This is a genomic window from Sinorhizobium meliloti, assembly GCF_017876815.1.
GTDB classification, from domain to species: domain Bacteria; phylum Pseudomonadota; class Alphaproteobacteria; order Rhizobiales; family Rhizobiaceae; genus Sinorhizobium; species Sinorhizobium meliloti.
In genome coordinates this window covers 3628662-3643988 of the sequence record NZ_JAGIOS010000001.1, presented here as the reverse complement: position 1 = coordinate 3643988, position 15327 = coordinate 3628662, and the positions used below count along the sequence as shown (strand labels likewise).

Here is a 15327-nt window from a genome sequence, read left to right as displayed (position 1 = left end):
CAAAAGGCGAATTTCGATGCCCCGGAGGAAGAAATACCCTTTAATGAGCCAGATTTGCCGCGCCAGTGTTGCTTGGCCGAGGCGCCGGTGGCAAGGCAGGCGCCGAACGAGGGAGCCGATCGGGTGTCCATGTCCACAATTCTTTTCTCCATACGGCATCTGATCGGCGCGCTTCTTTTCGCGAGCCTTGCCGTTTCCGCAAGGGCCGAACCCGTTAAGCCCTACAAGGACGCGCTGTTTCGCTATAGCAAACTGCTTCAGGAGGCGGATGGCGGCGACTTCCGCGTTGTCGATTACCAGGAACTACGCGACATCAACGAGCGCGACCAGATACCCGAGCGGCGGGTGAAGCGCGCTTACGTGTCGCTCGGTGTCAAGAGCGTGCAGGTGAACGAGACGCTCGGTTTCGGCGAGCGGGGGCTTGACGTCACCCGCGTCGGCCCCGATCGCGGCGCCGCATTCACCGTGATCTTTATTCATGGTCGCGGCGGCGACCGCCGTCTCGGTGCCAATGATTTCGCCTTCGGAGGCAATTTCAATCGCCTCAAAAATCTGGCTGTCGTCAATGGCGGAACCTATTACGCTCCAAGCGTCAGGTCCTTCGATGCTGCGGGCGTAGCGGATGTTTCGGCACTGATCCGTTTCGCAGCGGAGCGTTCCGGCGGAGGGCCGGTAATCCTTTCCTGTGCCTCCATGGGAAGCTTCATCTGCTGGGGCATAGCCCGCCAAGAGGCAGCCGTCTCGGCCCTTGGCGGCATGATGATCATGGGCGGCCCCGCCGACCCCGACTTTCGCAAGAGTGCCGCCTACAGCGCGCGGCTGCCGATACTCTTCAGCCACGGCAGCCGCGACAGCGTCTATCCGGCCGAGTCCCAGGTCGCGCTCTATCGCAGCCTCAGATCGAAGGCCTATCCTGTCCGTTTCGTCCTGTTCGAAACAGGTTCGCATGGAACTCCGATCAGAATGACGGACTGGCGAGAGGCGCTGAACTGGATCCTTGACCGCTAGGCGATCGGTTGTGGAGTTGACGGCGGTAATGAGAATGGACGATTTCGAGGAAGCGGGTCGGTTTGGAAACCGGTCTCGACCGACCGTTTCACCCGATGACTACGAGGACGGCATAAGCTCGGTGGCCGCCATGGCGTTTCTTCCCGTCGGCAATGGCCTGAGCCACGGCGATGTTTGCCGCAACCAATTCGGGACCCTTATCGAAAGCAGGAAGCATAACCGCATCCTGTCTTTCGATCCGGGGAGCGGGACCATTCGCTGCGAGGCCGGCACTATCCTTGCCGACCTGCTGGCGCGCGCCGTTCCGCATCGCTTCTTTCTTCCCGTGACGCCGGCGACGGGCCTCGTCACCGTCGGCGGCGCCGTCGCCAACGACATCCACGGTGGCAATCACCATGCGCGCGGCTCCTTCGGCAATCACGTCCGGCGCCTGACCTTGCTGCGTTCGACGGGCCAACGCCTCGTCTGCTCGCCCGAGGAGAATGCAGAACTCTTCGCTGCGACGATCGGCGGCCTGGGACTGACCGGGCTGATCCTCGACGTCGAGCTTCGGTTGATGAAGGTGCCGTCGCCGCATGTCCAGCGGCACGTGCTTCGCTTCGATAGTCTCGATCGATATTTCACGCTGGCCGAATGGGCCGAAGAGGAGCACGAGTATGCCGTAGCCTGGCTCGACCAGCTCGCGACGGGACGGCGCATGGGGAGGGGCGTCCTGTTCGCCGCGGATCACGCCGACGGCGCTTGCGAATATCCTGATATCCCGAAGGGGCCGAGGCTCGCCGTGCCTTTTTCGCCGCCCTTCAGTCTGTTCAACAGCGTGACGCTGAAAATGCTGAACGAATACCGCTTTCGCAAGCACGACCGTGGTGAGACCGTGTCGACGCAGACGTGGACTTCCTACTTTCACCCTCTCGACGCGATCGGCGGGTGGCGCAGGCTCTACGGGCGGCGTGGCCTCTGCCAGCATCAAAGCGTGTATCCCGTTGCGACCGCGCCGGAGACCACGGCGCGGTTGCTCGAAACAGCCCGCCGTGCCGGTCATGGGTCCGTACGGACGAAGCTGCACCGTTTCGGTGGCATAGCCTCCCCGGGGCTTCTCTCCTTTTCGAGACCGGGCTTCGCCCTGACCATGGACTTTGCCAATCAAGGCGAGGCCACCGTCAAGCTGCTCGACGCTCTCGACGAGATTGCCGTCGTGGCCGGCGGTGCGGTCAATCCGTGCCAGGACTTCCGCATGAGCCCAGCCATCTTCGAAGCATCATTTCCCGCCTGGAAAAGGCTGGAGGCGCTGCGCGATCCGGCAATGGTCTCGGACTTCTGGCGGCGCACGGCCCTGGCGCCCGGGCAAACCTAACGCTTCTGCCCTCTTATGTTCATGTCGAACTCCACGACGTTGGAGTAAATGGGCGTCCCGACGGTCATGCCGTAGGGCGAGCGGCGGATGCTGCCGCGGATCGTGAAGGAAATCGAGCGCCTGTTCCAATCGGTGAGCCTCACGTCGAAGCGCTCCTTGCGGCTCTTGCCGCGGGCGGTGAGAACGCCCTCGATCGTTGCGGCATCCGGGCCGGTCTGGCTGACGCCGGTGGAGCGGAAGGTCACGGTCCTGTGGTTGGCTGCATCGAACACTGCGCTGGAGCGCAGGAAGTCCTCGATCCGGCGCTCGGTGGACCTTACGCTCTCCGGAAAAAGCGTGAACTCCACGGAGGATCGCCCGACGTCGTCGCCATCGATCCGGAATATGCCCGAGAATTTAGTGAAGCTGCCGGCAATGCCGCCGCTGCCACCCACTTGTCCAACGCTGAACTGGATCCTCGACGAGCTCGCGATGCGGTAGGTCCCGGCAGCATCCGCAAGCGCCGGCGCTTTCGCCCCCGCAACCGGCGTCCCTGCGAGGGCAAGGGCGAGGAGCGAAAGCGGCAGGGTCACTGCCATGGACTGCTTGCCTGAGCTGGTCATATTCGTTTCCTCTCGACAACGGTGTCGTCCTTTCCGGAAGTCTTGACGGTGCTGCCGGTGCGCGGCATCGACCCGGAGCGAAGCATGCGGATGAGCACCAAGTCGCGCCGCACGAGATGGTGATAGAATGCCGCCGCCGCGTGGATCGCGACCAGGCCAAGCGTCACATAGGCGAGCATTGCATGGGCGAGGGCCCAGAACGCTTCCGAAGTCCCGGATTTCGGGAGCGGCAGATGCGGAATGATGATCAAGTTGAAATAGAAGCTCGGGATCGCCAGCGTCGAGACGGACACGACCGCCCAGCCGGACAGCGGCACGAGGAGTGCGAGCGCGATGAGCGACAGATGCGTGGCCCGTGCGGCCATGTGCTCCATCGGGCCAAGGGTCGGAGAAGCTGCCGGGCTGGTTTCCACGAGCCACCAGAGCATCCGAAACGCAGCCAGTCCCAAAGCGGTGAAGCCGAACGACTTGTGCCACTGGTAAAGGGAGAACTGCAGACCCGGGTCGATCTCGATGCGCCGCATGACGAAGCCGGCGAGGATGAGCCCGAGGATCAGAACCGCGATCGTCCAGTGAAGGGCGATCGTCACCGTTCCGAACCCGTTCTCGCTGTTGCGCAGCATGGCAGACTCCGACGCCCGGCGCGTACGTCTACGTGATGGTAGAGCGTCTCCGATTAGACGCCCGCGGCCTCGTTTTTATTCGCTTTCGCCCGGTCGATTCGCCATTTGGCCGGACAGCCGGCAAAGCGTTATGGGGCGACGTATTCCGCAGAGCTTGTACCGCCGGCGCCGGAATAATCCGCCTGGGTGCTTTTTTTTACGCGAGCGATTTGCTACGCCGCTTGCCGAGACGAAGAGACCTGATCTGGAGGAGATCCCATGACGCCCGATATCCGCCCGCTCGTCGCCGGCAACTGGAAGATGAATGGAACACGTGCGTCTCTGGACCAGATCAAGGCAATGGCCGAGGGCGTCAAAGGCGACCTTTCCGCGAGGGTTGACGCCCTGATCTGCCCGCCCGCCACATTGCTTTACGTTGCGACCGCGCTTTGCGACGACAGCCCTTTGATGATCGGGGCGCAGGACTGCCACCAGAAACAGTCGGGAGCCCATACCGGCGAAGTCTCGGCTGAAATGGTCGCCGATTGCTTCGGCACGCATGTGATCGTCGGCCATTCCGAACGGCGCACCGATCATGGCGAAGGCGACGCACTGGTGCGTGCCAAGACGGAGGCCGCGCATGGAGCGGATCTCGTCGCGATCGTTTGCGTCGGTGAGACGGAAGAGGAGCGCAAGGCCGGCCGGACGCTCGATATTCTGAAGCGCCAGCTCTCCGAGAGCCTGCCGGATCAGGCGACGGCCGAAAATACCGTGATTGCCTACGAACCCGTGTGGGCGATCGGCACCGGCCTGACGCCCACCGTGTCCGACGTCGAGGAGGCGCACGCCTTCATGCGCCGCGAGCTCGTCTCGCGCTTCGGCGCGGAAGGCGGCAAGATGCGCATCCTCTATGGAGGTTCCGTCAAGCCCTCGAATGCGAAGGAACTCATGGGCGTTGCCAATGTCGACGGCGCCCTGATCGGCGGCGCGAGCTTGAAAGCCGATGATTTCCTCGCCATCTACAGGGCCTATGAAGAATTGACTGCCTGATTGCCGCGGGACTTGGAATAGCTGGCGGCTTGGTATAAAGAGGCGCCAAATTTGACGCGGCCCCACGGTGAGGCCGGCGTCGTTCGATTCGCATGCCCCGCAGAGGGCAGGACTGGAAGCTGATGCAGACCGTACTACTCGTCATCTATCTCATGGTGGTCGTCGCCCTGATCGGCGTCGTTCTCATTCAGCGTTCCGAAGGCGGCGGTCTCGGGATCGGCGGCGGCTCGGGCTTCATGTCCGCGCGTGGCACGGCCAATGCGCTGACCCGAACGACCGCGGTTCTGGCCTTCCTTTTCTTCGCCCTGGCGCTGGCGATGGGCATCCTGTCGCGCTACGAGCCGCAGGCGACCGACATTCTCGATCGAATCCCGGGAACGAGCTCGAGCGGCGGGGTACTCGATTCGCTCGGTGGCGGTCAGCCCGCACCGGCCGGCGGAAACACCGAGGCTCCGGCCAATGGCAACGGCGCCAACAACGCCGCACCGGCAGGTGGCACTGCCGCGCCTCAGGCCCCGGCAGGTGCCGCACCTGCCGCTCCGGCCCCCGCAGCCCCGGCTGATGGCGCCAACGGCAATACGGGATCGCAGGTTCCGAGCGGTCAGTAAGGCCGCAAATCAGAAGATCTGCCGGCGGATGCCTTCATCCGCCGGTTTTGTTTTGTGTGAAATCTGCCATTCCGCACGGAAAATTCTGAAAGACGAATTTTTCGGTGGCGGAATCGTTTGTGAAAAGGTATCCGGTGACTCCCATGGCGCGATATGTATTCATCACTGGCGGCGTGGTCTCCTCCCTCGGAAAAGGCATCGCTGCGGCCGCTCTTGGAGCGTTGCTGCAGGCGCGTGGCTACCGTGTGAGGCTGCGCAAGCTCGATCCCTACCTGAACGTCGATCCGGGCACCATGAGCCCCACCCAGCACGGCGAGGTGTTCGTCACCGACGACGGCGCGGAAACGGACCTCGATCTCGGGCACTACGAGCGTTTCACGGGGCGCTCGGCGACCAAGACCGACAACATCACCACGGGCCGGATCTACAAGAACATCATCGACAAGGAGCGGCGTGGCGACTATCTCGGCGCGACGGTCCAGGTGATCCCGCACGTAACAAATGAAATCAAGAACTTCGTCACCGAAGGCAATGAGGACTACGATTTCGTCATCTGCGAAATCGGCGGCACGGTCGGCGATATCGAGGCGATGCCCTTCATGGAGGCGATCCGCCAGCTCGGCAACGATCTGCCGCGCGGCACCGCCGTCTATGTCCATTTGACGCTGATGCCCTACATTCCGGCCGCGGGCGAGCTGAAGACCAAGCCGACCCAGCATTCCGTCAAAGAACTGCAGGCGCTCGGCATTCATCCGGACATCCTGCTCGTGCGCGCCGACCGGGAAATCCCGGAAGCGGAACGCCGCAAGCTGTCGCTCTTCTGCAATGTCCGCCAGTCCGCGGTCATCCAGGCGCTCGACGTCGCTTCGATCTATGACGTGCCGATCGCCTATCACAAGGAAGGGCTCGACAACGAAGTGCTTGCCGCCTTCGGCATCGAGCCGGCGCCGAAGCCGCGCATGGAAGCCTGGGAAGATGTGGCGCACCGGATCCGCACGCCGGAAGGCGAGGTGACGATCGCGATCGTCGGCAAATATACCGGCCTGAAGGATGCCTATAAGTCGCTGATCGAGGCGCTCTACCATGGCGGCATCGCCAATCGCGTCAAGGTCAAGCTCGAGTGGATCGAGTCGGAAGTCTTCGAAAAGGAGGACCCGGCGCCCTATCTGGAAAAGGTCCACGGCATTCTCGTTCCGGGCGGCTTCGGCGAACGCGGCTCGGAAGGCAAGATCAATGCGGCGCGCTTTGCCCGCGAGCGCAAGGTGCCCTATTTCGGCATCTGCTTCGGCATGCAGATGGCGGTCGTCGAAGCGGCGCGCAATCTCGCCGGTATCGAAAAGGCGTCTTCGACGGAATTCGGCCCGACCAAGGAGCCGGTCGTCGGCCTGATGACCGAGTGGGTGAAGGGCAATGAACTCGAGAAGCGGTCCGCCGCGGGCGATCTCGGCGGCACCATGCGCCTCGGCGCCTATCGCGCAGCGTTGAAGCCCGACACGAAGATCGCCGGGATCTATGGGTCGCCCGATATTTCCGAGCGTCACCGCCACCGCTACGAGGTCAATGTCGATTACAAGAGCCGACTGGAATCCTGTGGCCTGGTTTTCTCCGGCATGTCCCCGGACGGCGTTCTGCCGGAGACGATCGAGTATCCCGACCATCCCTGGTTCATCGGCGTTCAGTACCATCCGGAACTGAAGTCGCGTCCGCTCGATCCGCACCCGCTCTTTTCGAGCTTCATCGAGGCAGCGCTCGAACAGTCCCGGCTTGTGTAGCCGGATCACCGAACGGGCAATCACTTCTGCGGCCGCCTGCAAGAGGCGGCCGTTCGCATTTCCGGTCACGGTGCCGGGCGCCCCGCCGCCGCGCTTGCAATCGGCGGTCAAAAGTTGCAAACAGCGGCAAACCGGTCATCAGGGAATCCGCCATGAGCCAATCCAAGCGAACCGCCCGCCCGCTCGATCATCTCGTGCTGCCGGTGGCCGATCTCGCGCGGACGAGGCAGCGCCTGGCGGCGCTCGGCTTCACGGTTGCCGATGAGGCGCGCCACCCCTTCGGCACCGCAAATGCCTGCGTCTTCTTCTCGGACGACACCTATCTGGAGCCGCTCGCGGTCGCTTCGCGGGAGGAATGCGAGGCAGCCGCGCTTGAAGGCAACGCCTTCGTGGCGCGTGACCAGGCGTTTCGTTTTCGCCAGGGGGCGGAGGGCCTGTCGGCCGTCGTGCTCGGGACGCCGGACGCTGCCGAAGATCACATCCGTTTCCGCTCGCGCGGCATCTCCGGCGGCGAAATGCTCGAATTCTCACGGCCTTTGCGGCTGCCCGACGGGCGCGAAGGGCTCGGTTCCTTCCGGCTTTCCTTTGCCGCGGACCTGCGTTCGCCGGACTTTTTCCTTTTTGCCTGCCAGCGCCTGCGTGCGCTGCCGGTCGACAGCAGCTCGCTTCACCGCCATGGAAACGGCGTGCTCGGCATTGCCGAGGTCGTGCTTTCGGAGCAGAACCCGACGGATTTCCAGTATCTTCTGCAGGAAGCCGTGGACGAGCGCGAGGTCTCGGCCCATTCCTTCGGCATGGACATCCAGGCAGGCAGTGCCAAAATCAACGTCCTGACCCCGGCCGGCGTGGAGGCATTCTTCGGTCGCTCGATCGAGGGTGCAGAGCGCGGCTTGCGGGGTCGCGCCGTGGTCTTCCGCGTGAGCGATCTGGAGGCCACGCGGGCGCTGTTCGCGCAGAACGATATCGAATTCGCAGAAATGGGCGGACGCCTCATTGTTCCGGAAGCGCCGGGTCAGGGTGTAGTCTTCGCCTTTGGAGGATGATGATGGAAACCAATTCAAGGGTCGTCGTCGGCGAAGGTGCCGGCCAGGTGGTGTTCTCGCAGAAGGAACGGCTGACGCTGATCGCCGGACCCTGCCAGATGGAGAGCCGCGAACACGCCTTCATGATTGCGGGGGAGCTCGTCGAGCTCTGCAGATCGCTCGGGCTCGGACTCGTCTATAAATCTTCGTTCGACAAGGCGAACCGCACCTCGCTTTCCGGCAAACGCGGCATCGGGCTCGACAAGGCGATGGAGGTCTTCGCCGACCTCAAGCGGGAGTTCGGTTTTCCGGTGCTGACCGATATCCATACGGAAGAGCAATGCGCTGCCGTGGCCGAGACCGTCGACATCCTGCAGATCCCGGCCTTTCTGTCACGGCAGACGGATCTGCTCGTCGCCGCCGCCAAGACGGGGCGGACGATCAACGTCAAGAAGGGCCAGTTCCTCGCCCCCTGGGACATGAAGAACGTCCTTGCCAAGTTCACCGAGAGCGGCAACCCGAACGTGCTTCTCTGCGAGCGCGGCGCTTCCTTCGGCTATAACACGCTGGTCTCCGACATGCGCTCGCTGCCGATCATGGCGGCACTCGGCGCTCCGGTGGTCTTCGATGCGACCCATTCCGTGCAGCAGCCGGGCGGCCAGGGAGGCTCCACCGGCGGCCAGCGTGAGTTCGTCGAGACATTGGCGCGTGCGGCCGTCGCCGTCGGTGTCGCCGGTGTCTTTGTCGAGACCCATGAGGATCCCGACAATGCTCCCTCCGACGGTCCGAACATGGTGCCGCTGAAGGACATGCCGCGGCTGCTTGAGAAACTGCTCGCCTTTGACGCGGTTGCGAAAGCGTGAGCCGGTGCCGCGCTTCGTGAATTTTTCATGAAGCGGCCCGGCGGTCCGGATTTTGCGATCCCGGCGCCATTGTAATTTCAAGGCCGTGAATTAAGACAGGCCGACCATCATCATCGTCCACAAGGGAAGAGATCATGACTGCAATCATCGACATCATCGGCCGAGAGATCCTCGACAGCCGCGGCAACCCGACCGTCGAGGTCGATGTCCATCTCGAGGATGGCAGTTTCGGTCGCGCGGCGGTTCCCTCGGGCGCCTCCACCGGTGCGCATGAAGCGGTTGAGCTGCGCGATGGCGGCACGCGTTATCTCGGCAAGGGCGTCGAGCGCGCCGTCGATGCGGTGAACGGCGAGATATTCGAGGCGATCGGCGGCCTCGACGCTGAAAATCAGATCCAGATCGACCGTACCATGATCGAGCTCGACGGCACGCCGAACAAGTCGCGCCTCGGCGCCAACGCCATTCTCGGCGTTTCGCTCGCCGTCGCGAAGGCCGCTGCGGAAGCCTCCGGCCTGCCGCTCTACCGCTATGTCGGCGGCCCGAACGCGCATCTCCTGCCCGTTCCGATGATGAACATCATCAATGGCGGCGCGCACGCCGACAATCCGATCGACTTCCAGGAATTCATGATCATGCCGGTCGGCGCCGAGACCCTGAAGGACGCCGTCCGCATGGGTTCGGAAGTCTTCCACACGCTGAAGAAGCAGCTCGCTGCGGATGGCCATAACACCAATGTCGGCGACGAAGGCGGCTTTGCGCCGGGCCTCGCCTCGGCGCCTGCAGCCCTCGACTTCATCATGAAGTCGATCGAGAAGGCCGGTTACAAACCTGGCGAGGACATGTATGTCGCCCTCGACTGCGCTTCGACCGAATTCTTCAAGGACGGCAAATACGTGCTCGAGGGTGAGGGCCGTACGCTGGAGCCGGGCGCCATGGCCGAGTATCTCGCCGAGCTCGCCGGCAAATATCCGATCATCTCGATCGAGGACGGCATGGCTGAAGACGATTGGGACGGCTGGAAATCCCTGACCGACCTCGTCGGCAACAAGTGCCAGCTTGTCGGCGACGACCTGTTCGTCACCAATTCTGCGCGCCTGCGCGACGGCATCAAGATGGGCGTCGCGAACTCCATCCTCGTCAAGGTCAACCAGATCGGATCGCTTTCGGAAACGCTCGATGCGGTCGAGACCGCGCACAAGGCGCGTTATACCGCCGTCATGTCGCACCGCTCCGGCGAGACCGAGGATTCGACGATTGCCGACCTCGCGGTCGCCACCAATTGCGGTCAGATCAAGACCGGCTCGCTCGCACGTTCCGACCGGCTCGCCAAGTACAACCAGTTGATCCGTATCGAAGAACAGCTCGGCCCGCAGGCGCAATATGCCGGCCGCTCGGTCCTGCGTGGATGATTGAAGGCGGGGCGGGGGTAGTTTTCCGCCTCTCATCCGCCTGCCGCGACCTTCTCCCCGTTCTGACGCTACGGCATGCACATATCTCTTGCGCGCCGGGGCGGCGGATACTGCTGATGAAAGGGATCCCTCGGGAACCCAACCGGCTCAACCCCGCTCGGTCTCGGTTGCCCCTCAACCGGCTGCCGCCACCTTCTCCGCAGGCGGGGAGAAGGGATATGCCGCGCCCGCTCGCGCCCTCGGGCGGACGGTGAATGCGGGGTTCAGTTGGCGCCGCTTGTCCCTTCTCCCCGCCTGCGGGGAGAAGGTGCCGGCAGGCGGATGAGGGGCGGGTGACCGCTAATGCCAATGTCAGCGCATACGGGTTTGATCCCAAGGACCCATCCGCAAGCCTCGCCACTGCTGGAAATACAGATGCCGCCACTCCGGAGTAAGTCCGCGAAGGGCTGGACAACAAGAGATATGTGCATGCCGTAGCGTTCTGACGGGGAGAAGGGACAAGCGGCGGCGCTACGAGTCCCTTCGCCCCGCTTGCGGGGAGAAGGTGCCGGCAGGCGGATGAGGGGCCGCCGCGATTTCATGGCCGATGGCCGGCCGACGGCGCTCCGTCCTCCGAATTCCCTCTCCATTCGCAAATTATTCATGGTCAACCGTCGGTTAATCAATCGACGCTAGTCTTCATATTCGTACTGCGTATTGGAGCGGGCGCGGGATTATGGTTTGCAGTTTCTCCTGCAGCCCGCTCCAACTCAATTCAGGGCATGAGCGATGTGGACACGGCATCACAAGAAGCGAAGACTGGGGCGATTGGTGGTGCCGTTGCTGGCGGTCGCCTTCCTTTCCTATTTCGGCTATCATTCGATCCATGGCGGCTATGGTCTGGAGGCGACGAAGGAGTTCGACCGCCAGATTGCCGAGCGGCAGGCACGGCTGGACGAGCTCACTCAGACGCGAAAAATCCTGGAAAAGGAAGTCGAGCTGATGAGCGACGGTTCGCTGGAGAGAGACATGCTGGATGAGAAGGCTCGCCTCGCGCTCAACATGTCGCGCAGCGACGAGATCGTTATTTTCCACCACCCAGCGAATTAACTGAAAATAGGTTAAATTAAAAAAGACGTTAAATTTCAAATGGTTGGCGCGAATAATAGCCATGCAAATATGGCATTGCTGCCGCGCTTTTCTTTCCCTATGGTAGCCGCCAAAGGCTAACCATTGGGAGGAACGAATGGCTCCGCGAAAATCCGCGTCCGTTTCCAGCCGCAAGACCGCTGCCAAGCCGGCCAAGAAAGATTTTGCCGGCGGCACGATCGCCGAATTCTCCAAGGAAGACGATCTCAAGGCCTACCGGGAAATGCTGTTGATCCGGCGTTTCGAGGAAAAGGCCGGCCAGCTCTACGGCATGGGATTCATCGGTGGTTTCTGTCACCTCTATATCGGTCAGGAAGCCGTCGTCGTCGGGATGCAGCTGGCGCTGAAAGAGGGCGACCAGGTCATCACCGGCTATCGCGACCATGGCCATATGCTCGCCTGCGGCATGAGTGCGCGCGGCGTGATGGCGGAGCTCACCGGGCGCCGTGGCGGTCTTTCCAAGGGGAAGGGCGGCTCTATGCACATGTTCTCCAAGGAAAAGCATTTCTATGGCGGGCACGGCATCGTCGGTGCACAGGTCTCGCTCGGGACCGGCCTCGCTTTCGCCAACAGATACCGCGGCAACGACAATGTAAGCCTTGCCTATTTCGGCGACGGTGCCGCCAACCAGGGTCAGGTCTATGAGAGCTTCAACATGGCCGCTCTCTGGAAACTGCCGGTGATCTACATCGTCGAGAACAACCGTTATGCCATGGGTACCTCCGTGTCGCGGGCATCGGCGCAGACCGATTTCTCCCAGCGCGGCGCTTCCTTCGGCATTCCCGGCTATCAGGTCGACGGCATGGATGTCCGCGCCGTCAAGGCCGCAGCCGACGAGGCGGTCGAACATTGCCGTTCCGGCAAGGGCCCGATCATCCTCGAAATGCTGACCTACCGCTATCGCGGCCATTCCATGTCCGATCCGGCGAAGTATCGCTCGAAGGATGAAGTGCAGAAGATGCGTTCGGAGCATGATCCGATCGAGCAGGTGAAGGCCCGCCTGACGGATAAAGGCTGGGCCACCGAGGACGAACTGAAGCAGATCGACAAGGAGGTTCGCGACATCGTTGCGGACAGTGCCGATTTCGCCCAGTCTGATCCGGAGCCGGATGTCTCCGAGCTCTATACCGATATCCTGCTTTGATCCGGGGAGGGACAAACATGCCTGTAGAAATCCTTATGCCTGCCCTTTCCCCGACCATGGAGGAAGGCACGCTCTCCAAGTGGCTGAAGAACGAGGGGGACAAGGTGTCCTCCGGCGATGTCATCGCGGAAATCGAAACCGACAAGGCCACGATGGAAGTGGAAGCGGTAGACGAAGGCACGATCGGCAAGCTGCTGATCGCAGCCGGCACCGAGGGTGTGAAGGTGAACACGCCGATCGCCGTCCTGTTGCAGGATGGCGAAGCCGCAAGCGACATCGATTCCATGAAAACCGAAGCCCCGAAAGCGGAAACGCCTAAGCCGGCCGCGGCTGAAGCGCCGGCTGCTTCCGCGGCGCCCGTCGCGGCGCAGCCCAAGGCGGACGTTCCTTCCGACCCGGCAATTCCGGCCGGAACCGAAATGGCGACGATGACCGTCCGCGAAGCGCTTCGCGACGCGATGGCCGAAGAGATGCGCGCCAATGAGGACGTCTTCGTCATGGGCGAAGAGGTCGCCGAATACCAGGGCGCCTACAAGGTCACGCAGGGCCTGTTGCAGGAATTCGGTGCGCGCCGCGTGGTCGACACGCCGATCACGGAACATGGCTTTGCCGGCGTCGGCGTCGGCGCGGCGATGACGGGTCTGCGCCCGATCGTCGAGTTCATGACGTTCAACTTCGCCATGCAGGCGATCGACCAGATCATCAACTCGGCCGCTAAGACGCTCTATATGTCCGGCGGCCAGATGGGCGCGCCGATCGTCTTCCGCGGTCCGAGCGGTGCTGCAGCCCGCGTCGCCGCGCAGCACTCCCAGTGCTATGCCGCCTGGTACAGCCACATTCCGGGCCTGAAGGTCGTTATGCCCTATACGGCGGCGGACGCGAAGGGGCTGCTCAAGGCCGCCATCCGCGATCCGAACCCGGTGATCTTCCTCGAAAACGAGATCCTTTACGGCCAGTCCTTCGAAGTGCCGAAGCTCGACGATTTCGTGCTGCCGATCGGCAAGGCACGCATCCATCGTACCGGCAAGGACGCGACGCTCGTCTCCTTCGGCATCGGCATGACCTATGCGATCAAGGCCGCGGCGGAACTCGAGGCGCAGGGTATCGACGTCGAGATCATCGACCTTCGCACGATCCGGCCGATGGACCTGCCGACCGTCATCGAGTCCGTCAAGAAGACCGGCCGCCTCGTCACCGTCGAGGAAGGATATCCTCAGTCCTCCGTCGGCACCGAGATCGCCACCCGCGTCATGCAGCAGGCCTTCGACTATCTCGATGCGCCGATCCTGACGATCGCCGGCAAGGACGTGCCGATGCCTTACGCGGCCAACCTTGAAAAGCTTGCTCTGCCGAATGTCGCGGAAGTCGTCGATGCGGTGAAAGCCGTCTGCTACAAATAAGGGGGTCGTTCGATGCCAATCAACATCACCATGCCGGCCCTCTCCCCGACCATGGAAGAAGGCAATCTGGCCAAGTGGCTGGTCAAGGAAGGCGACAAGGTCAAGTCCGGCGATGTGATCGCCGAGATCGAGACCGACAAGGCGACGATGGAAGTGGAAGCCGTCGATGAGGGCACGGTCGCCAAGATCGTCGTTCCCGCCGGCACTGAAGGCGTCAAGGTCAATGCGCTGATCGCGGTTCTCGCCGCCGAGGGCGAAGACGTCGCGACTGCCGCCAAGGGCGGCAACGGTGCAGCGGGAGCAGTCCCGGCACCGAAGCCGAAGGAAACGGCCGAAACGGCACCGGCCGCGGCTCCGGCACCCGCCGCAGCGCCGGCACCGCAAGCTGCTGCTCCGGCTTCTCCTGCGCCCGCCGATGGCGAAGGCAAGCGCATCTTTTCGTCGCCGCTGGCACGCCGCCTCGCGAAGGAGGCAGGCATCGACCTTTCGGCGATCGCCGGTTCCGGACCGCATGGCCGCGTCGTCAAGAAGGACGTCGAGACAGCCGTTTCCGGTGGCGCCGCCAAGCCCGCCGCCGCGCAGGCAGCAGCTCCGGCCCCGGCGACGCTCGCTAAGGGCATGTCGGAGGACGCCGTCCTCAAGCTCTTCGAGCCAGGCTCCTACGAACTCGTGCCGCATGACGGCATGCGCAAGACGATCGCCAAGCGCCTCGTCGAATCGAAGCAGACGATCCCGCATTTCTATGTTTCGGTCGATTGCGAGCTCGACGCGCTTATGGCGCTGCGCGCCCAGCTGAATGCCGCAGCACCTGAAAAGGATGGTAAGCCGGTCTACAAGCTTTCCGTGAACGACATGGTGATCAAGGCGCTTGCTCTGGCGCTGCGCGACGTACCGGATGCGAATGTGTCCTGGACCGATCAGAACATGGTCAAGCACAAGCACGCGGACGTCGGCGTTGCCGTCTCCATCCCCGGCGGCCTGATCACGCCCATCGTCCGCCAGGCGGAGTTGAAGAGCCTCTCGGCGATCTCCAACGAGATGAAGGATCTCGGCAAGCGCGCGAAGGAGCGCAAGCTGAAGCCGGAAGAATATCAGGGCGGCACCACGGCCGTCTCCAATATGGGCATGATGGGCGTCAAGGACTTCGCCGCCGTCGTCAATCCGCCGCACGCGACGATCCTCGCGGTCGGCGCCGGCGAGGACCGTGTCGTCGTCAGGAACAAGGAAATGGTCATCGCCAATGTGATGACCGTCACGCTTTCGACCGACCATCGCTGCGTCGATGGCGCGCTCGGCGCCGAACTGCTCGCCGCCTTCAAGCGCTACATCGAAAACCCGATGGGTATGCTCGTCTGATGCGATCCG

The 15327-nt window shown here is 62.8% G+C and carries 14 protein-coding genes; 12 read left to right on the top strand and 2 right to left on the bottom strand.

Going from position 1 to position 15327, the window contains the following annotated elements:
- Positions 1 to 72 precede the first annotated feature (72 nt).
- Positions 73 to 1008, top strand: coding sequence for an alpha/beta hydrolase (locus JOH52_RS17665; RefSeq protein ID WP_017271814.1), 936 nt, complete (start codon positions 73 to 75; stop codon positions 1006 to 1008).
- Between the two features lie 28 nt (positions 1009 to 1036).
- Positions 1037 to 2362 (top strand): FAD-binding oxidoreductase, encoded by a 1326-nt coding sequence (locus JOH52_RS17660; RefSeq protein ID WP_010969222.1) that lies wholly within the window; start codon positions 1037 to 1039, stop codon positions 2360 to 2362.
- Here JOH52_RS17660 and JOH52_RS17655 read toward each other — a convergent pair.
- Both JOH52_RS17655 and JOH52_RS17650 read right to left on the bottom strand, forming a co-directional pair.
- On the bottom strand, positions 2359 to 2964 hold the full coding sequence (locus tag JOH52_RS17655; RefSeq protein WP_010969223.1) for a YceI family protein: 606 nt from the start codon (positions 2962 to 2964) through the stop codon (positions 2359 to 2361). The genes JOH52_RS17660 and JOH52_RS17655 overlap by 4 nt on opposite strands.
- Entirely contained in the window at positions 2961 to 3587 is a 627-nt protein-coding gene (locus JOH52_RS17650; RefSeq protein WP_010969224.1) for a cytochrome b, read from the bottom strand. The genes JOH52_RS17655 and JOH52_RS17650 overlap by 4 nt, the downstream gene beginning before the upstream one ends.
- A gap of 258 nt (positions 3588 to 3845) precedes the next feature.
- Between JOH52_RS17650 and tpiA the strand changes: the two genes are divergently transcribed.
- The 10 genes from tpiA to JOH52_RS17600 all read left to right on the top strand — a co-directional run bounded on the left by tpiA (position 3846) and on the right by JOH52_RS17600 (position 15318).
- The gene (gene tpiA, locus JOH52_RS17645; RefSeq protein ID WP_010969225.1) at positions 3846 to 4616 is read left to right on the top strand and encodes a triose-phosphate isomerase; all 771 of its coding nucleotides are present in this window, start codon (positions 3846 to 3848) and stop codon (positions 4614 to 4616) included.
- A gap of 122 nt (positions 4617 to 4738) precedes the next feature.
- Complete coding sequence (secG, locus tag JOH52_RS17640) at positions 4739 to 5224, top strand: preprotein translocase subunit SecG (protein ID WP_003534731.1); 486 nt, start codon at positions 4739 to 4741, stop codon at positions 5222 to 5224.
- A 134-nt stretch (positions 5225 to 5358) separates the two neighbouring features.
- Positions 5359 to 6996: a CTP synthase gene (locus JOH52_RS17635; protein ID WP_162098018.1), complete on the top strand. Its 1638-nt coding sequence runs from the start codon at positions 5359 to 5361 to the stop codon at positions 6994 to 6996.
- Positions 6997 to 7148: 152 nt separating this feature from the next.
- Positions 7149 to 8039: a VOC family protein gene (locus tag JOH52_RS17630; RefSeq protein ID WP_003534734.1), complete on the top strand. Its 891-nt coding sequence runs from the start codon at positions 7149 to 7151 to the stop codon at positions 8037 to 8039.
- Positions 8039 to 8881 (top strand): 3-deoxy-8-phosphooctulonate synthase, encoded by an 843-nt coding sequence (gene kdsA / locus JOH52_RS17625; protein ID WP_003534735.1) that lies wholly within the window; start codon positions 8039 to 8041, stop codon positions 8879 to 8881. The genes JOH52_RS17630 and kdsA overlap by 1 nt, the downstream gene beginning before the upstream one ends.
- A gap of 134 nt (positions 8882 to 9015) precedes the next feature.
- The gene (gene eno, locus JOH52_RS17620) at positions 9016 to 10290 is read left to right on the top strand and encodes a phosphopyruvate hydratase (RefSeq protein ID WP_010969226.1); all 1275 of its coding nucleotides are present in this window, start codon (positions 9016 to 9018) and stop codon (positions 10288 to 10290) included.
- A gap of 768 nt (positions 10291 to 11058) precedes the next feature.
- Positions 11059 to 11379, top strand: a complete 321-nt coding sequence (locus JOH52_RS17615; RefSeq protein WP_013844312.1) for an FtsB family cell division protein — start codon at positions 11059 to 11061, stop codon at positions 11377 to 11379.
- 136 nt (positions 11380 to 11515) lie between these two features.
- Positions 11516 to 12562, top strand: coding sequence for a pyruvate dehydrogenase (acetyl-transferring) E1 component subunit alpha (pdhA, locus tag JOH52_RS17610; protein WP_003535472.1), 1047 nt, complete (start codon positions 11516 to 11518; stop codon positions 12560 to 12562).
- Between the two features lie 17 nt (positions 12563 to 12579).
- Positions 12580 to 13962, top strand: a complete 1383-nt coding sequence (locus JOH52_RS17605) for a pyruvate dehydrogenase complex E1 component subunit beta (RefSeq protein WP_010969227.1) — start codon at positions 12580 to 12582, stop codon at positions 13960 to 13962.
- A 12-nt stretch (positions 13963 to 13974) separates the two neighbouring features.
- The gene (locus tag JOH52_RS17600; RefSeq protein WP_014529675.1) at positions 13975 to 15318 is read left to right on the top strand and encodes a pyruvate dehydrogenase complex dihydrolipoamide acetyltransferase; all 1344 of its coding nucleotides are present in this window, start codon (positions 13975 to 13977) and stop codon (positions 15316 to 15318) included.
- The last annotated feature ends 9 nt before the right edge of the window (positions 15319 to 15327 follow it).